4 protein-coding genes are annotated in these 4,302 nt (G+C 69.1%); 3 read left to right on the top strand and 1 reads right to left on the bottom strand.

What is annotated here, in order from left to right; genetic code table 11:
- On the top strand, positions 1-860 hold an 860-nt coding region (locus BN11_RS19115; RefSeq protein ID WP_048699952.1), incomplete at its 5' end, for an IS256 family transposase.
- 37 nt (positions 861-897) lie between these two features.
- Here BN11_RS19115 and BN11_RS19110 read toward each other — a convergent pair.
- Positions 898-1,917, bottom strand: coding sequence for a hypothetical protein (locus BN11_RS19110; protein ID WP_048699950.1), 1,020 nt, complete (start codon positions 1,915-1,917; stop codon positions 898-900).
- A gap of 181 nt (positions 1,918-2,098) precedes the next feature.
- On the opposite strand from BN11_RS19110, the gene istA reads away from it, so the two are divergent.
- Together istA and istB are read left to right on the top strand one after the other, a co-directional pair.
- On the top strand, positions 2,099-3,622 hold the full coding sequence (gene istA, locus BN11_RS19105; RefSeq protein WP_083433800.1) for an IS21 family transposase: 1,524 nt from the start codon (positions 2,099-2,101) through the stop codon (positions 3,620-3,622).
- Positions 3,619-4,302 (top strand): IS21-like element helper ATPase IstB (gene istB, locus BN11_RS19100; protein ID WP_048699587.1); only part of this gene is annotated, 684 nt, incomplete at its 3' end. The genes istA and istB, both read left to right, overlap by 4 nt.

The raw sequence follows: 4,302 nt of genomic DNA, 5'->3' as shown, positions 1-4,302 counted from the left end.
CCGCCGAGTACGAGCAGTGGGCTGCCCGCCGCCTGGAGGGGGTGAGCGTGGATTACCTGTTCCTGGACGCCTCGTTCTTCCGGATGCACCCCGGCAGCCCGGCCGAGCCGGTGCTGGCCGCCTGGGGGATCAGCACCGACGGCAAACCCATCTTCATCGGCCTCGCGCCCGGGGCCGGGGAATCCACCGACGCGTGGGTCGACTTCCTGGCCGACCTGCGCCATCGGGGCCTGGGCAGTCCGCTGCTGGTCATCTCCGACGGCGCTCAAGGATTGATCGCCGCGATCGAGCAGATCTACCCGAAAGCGTTGCGGCAGAGGTGCCTCATCCACCGGCTGCGGAACGTTCTGGCGAAGACCCCGACCGGGATGCAGGACGAGATCCGCGACGGCTACTGGGCCATCTTCGACACCACCGACCTCGATATCGAACCCGGCCCCGCGCTGGTCGACCTGATCGACACCCGCGTCCGCGCGTTCGCCGAGAAGTACGCCGCCATCTACCCGGCAGCGATGAAGATCCTGCTCACCGACGCCGCCGGACTGAGCGCCTACCTGCGCTTCCCGGCCGAGCACCACCAACGGATCCGGCACTCCAACTTCATCGAACGCACCTTCGGCGAAACCCGCCGCCGCGCCAAAGTCATCGGCCGCTTCCCCGGCGAGACCTCCTGCATCAGCCTGGTCTGGGCCGTCCTGGACCGCGCCTCCGCCGGCTGGCGCGGCCTGGCCATGACCCCCGCCGGCTCACGCCTGCTACACGACCTCCGCCGATCCCTACTCGACCCACCCCGCGAACTACGACCCCGACACGCCGTCGACCACGCCCACCAAACCAACGCTGTCAACGCCACCGCGTAACATCAACCCCACGAAACCTGAACCAAGGCCCGCGCGTTTACACCGGAATCTGGACGCCACCGGACTTCAGGTACTCACTGGCCAGCCGGTTGTGGCGGAACCAGCGGGCGACAATGTCGCTCCAGTCCTGAGTGCTGATCGCACCGTCGACGCGGAAGAGCTTGCGATAATGGGTCGCCGATTCTCGACCGGTCACGTACTGCTTCTCGCACCGGGCGGTGTAGGAGTCGGGGTCGTAGGCGCGGACCGCTCCGTCGCAGTGGACGAACACCGCGTTGTCGGTGTCACGGATGGCGTGCAAGTACCGCAGAAGCCGCAGACCGCTCCGAGTGGAAGACGGCTCATCGGAGAGCTCCTCCATCTGGACGACCTTGCGGCCCTCCTTGTCACGGCGCCAGTCAACGAAGAAGCGCGGGTACTCGTGGGTCAGGCCAGAGTCCGGGTCTGCGTGAACGGTCACGCCGGTCTGAAGCGGATCGTCCAAGGCCTCGGATGACAGCGCCGGACCCCACCAGTAATCCTTCTCCATCGAGTCCCTGAAATCCTCGGCGCGCGTGAAATGCTCGGTGTCGATCGCGATGCGCACGGTGCTGTCGGGCTGCCCGCCCGCTCTTATCAGTGTTCCGATCAGGTCTTGGTTGATGCCGCTGGTGAAGTATCGCCTCAGGAGCGGGTGGTAGTGCAGGGCCGATCCGGCGTGAATGATGGTCGATGGGCGGGCGTCCAAACCGCCGACGTCGAGCAGGCCGTCATCGTCCATCCTGGCCAGAAGGTCGCGGTGGGCCACTAGAACCCGATCATTCGCCGACGGGTGCACCAGTTCGCGGTCGCCGGGCGTCGAGTAGCGCGCCGTGACGGCTGCCTCTATGACGGCCTCGGCGAGGTCTTCTTCCTGAAGGTGCCACGGCAACTGCTCGCGGAGCCGGGCTACGTCGGGACCCGCCAGTCTCGTCAACGCTTCCTGGGTGCGACGTACGCAGTTACGGAAGAGTAGGCCGAGGCTGCCCTCGGCCGGGTCCAGCGGGAGGCAGATCGGCGCAATATTGCGATCCCTCATCTGCAAGGCGTCGTCAGCCTGTCCACGGCCGTGACAAAGTCCCCGCTGGTGGCCATGTGAGGTCCCCGCTGGTGGCCAAGTAGAAGTCCCCACCCTCTGCTCGTGTCGTCCATGAGCTGAGCCCCTGGGCGGTGGACGGTGGCGGTGTCTAGCCAGTCACCGCACCGCCCAGGGAGCTCCATTGAAGAACATGAGGGAAGAGTTGGACATCATCACCGCCTACCAGAAGGTCGGCACCTACCGAGGAGCCGCGGACATCTGCGGCACCACGCACAAGACCGTCAAGCGCGTCGTGGAGCGTCACGCCGCGGGCCAGGACCGTCCGGTGCGTGCACCGCGGCCGGCGAACTACGAGGACGTGCGCACGCTCGTGGCCCAGGACGTCAAGGACACCAGGGGCCGGATCAGTGCCAAGCGGCTGCTGCCCAGGGCCCGCGCTGCCGGGTACACCGGCTCGGCCCGCAACTTCCGCCGCCTCGTGGCCCAGGAGAAGAAGGCGTGGCGGGCCCAGCACGGGCGGACCCACCGGCCGGCGTCGTGGTCCCCGGGTGAGCACCTGGTCATCGACTGGGGCGTGATCGCCGGCGTGCACGTCTTCGCCGCGGTGTTGGCCTGGTCACGGTTCCGGTTCGTCCGCTTCGCCGCTGATGAGAAGGCCGCGACGACGATAGCGATGCTGGCCGAGTGCTTCGAGGTCCTCGGCGGCACACCCAAGGTCGTCCTCGCCGACCGGATGGGGTGCCTGAAGGGCGGGGTGGTCGCCAACCGGGTCGTGCCCACGCCCGACTATGTCCGCTTCGCCACGCACTACCGGTTCCGGCCTGACTTCTGCGAGGCGGCGGACCCGGAGTCCAAGGGGATCGTGGAGGCCCTCGTCCGCTACGGCAAGGACGACCTGGCCCGCCCGCTCATCCTCGAGCATGCCGGTTCCGGGGACCTGGCCGCCGGCGCCGCCCGGGTTCTGGCCGACCTCGGTGGCGCCAACCAGCGCGCGGCGGACTGGTGTGCGGAGGTCAACGCCGCGCTCCACTCAGAGATCGCCGCCGTCCCGGACCAACGGTTGGCCAAGGAGGTGGACCTGCTCACCGAGCTGCCCTCGCTGCGCCCGCTCATCGGGCCAGCACCGGTGAGGCGCAAGGTCGACAAGCTGTCCACGATCCGCCTGGGTTCGGCCCGGTACTCGGTGCCCACCGCGCTGATCGGCACCCAGGTCGGTGTCCTCGTCGACGGCGCCCGGGTGCTGATCCTGGACGTCGGTACCGGGGAGGTCCACGCCGAGCACCCCCTCGTTGGCCCGGGTGAGGCTTCGGTCCTCGATGAGCACTACGGAGGTGCTCGCCCACCGGTCCCGGTGCGGGCGATCCGCCCGCGCAGCGCGGCGGAGAAGGACTTCTGCTCCCTCGGTCCGGCCGCGGAGGCGTTCATCGCCGGTGCCGCCGGCGCCGGGCACACCCGCCTGGGTCCAGAGCTGGCCGAGCTGAACACCCTCACCGCCGCCCACGGACAGGCCGCGATGGTCGCAGCCCTGGAGCGAGCCACCGCCTTTGGTCGGTGGAAGGCCAGCGATGTCCGCTCGATCCTGGCCGCCGGCACCGGCGTCCCGACCCCGCGCCCGGCCGGGGACGCGCTGGTCATCGATCTGCCGACCAGTACGGGGCGGTCGCTGGCCGAGTACGCCCCGGCCACCAAGGCGGTGTCCTCGTGAGCACCACCGCACCACCGTTGGACGCGGACCTGACCGCGGGGCTGCGCCGGTTGAAGCTGGCCGCGATGCGTCAGCTCGCCCCCGAGCTGCTCATCACGGCCAAGACCCAACGCTGGACACCGGAGGAGGTGCTGCGGGCCCTGGTCGTGGCTGAGATCGCCGCCCGGGACGCCTCCAACGAACGAGCACGCATCAAGGCCGCGGCCTTCCCGGTGCTCAAGACGATCGAGGAGTTCGACCTGGCCGCGTCCTCGATCCCGGCGCCGACGTGGGCGTACCTGACGTCCCTGGAGTGGGTCAGGGCCAGGGAGAACGTGGCCCTGATCGGCCCCGCGGGGACGGGCAAGTCGCACACGCTCATCGCACTTGGTCACGCGGCCGTCCTGGCCGGGCACCGGGTCTGGTACGTGACCGCGGCCGACCTCGTCGAGACGCTCTACCGCGGCCTTGCCGACAACACCGTCGGCAAGACCATCGAGGCCCTGCTGCGCAACGATGTCGTCCTGGTCGATGAGATCGGCTTCGCCCCGCTGGACGACACCGGCGCCCAGCTGCTCTTCCGGTTCGTCGCCGCCGCCTACGAACGCCGCTCCCTCGGCGTCGCCTCACACCACTCCTTCGAGGACTGGGGACGGTTCCTGCCCGAGCACACCACCGCCGTATCCATGCTCGACCGGCTG

Origin of the sequence: Nostocoides australiense Ben110 (assembly GCF_001050535.1) — a bacterium.
Classification (GTDB): Bacteria; Actinomycetota; Actinomycetes; order Actinomycetales; family Dermatophilaceae; genus Nostocoides_A; species Nostocoides_A australiense.
This window is presented reverse-complemented; position numbering and strand designations above follow the sequence as displayed.

Bases quoted from the DNA above. Each gene is read 5' to 3' on its own strand.
- BN11_RS19110 (WP_048699950.1), bottom strand. From the start codon at position 1,917: ATGAGGGATCGCAATATTGCGCCGATCTGCCTCCCGCTGGACCCGGCC.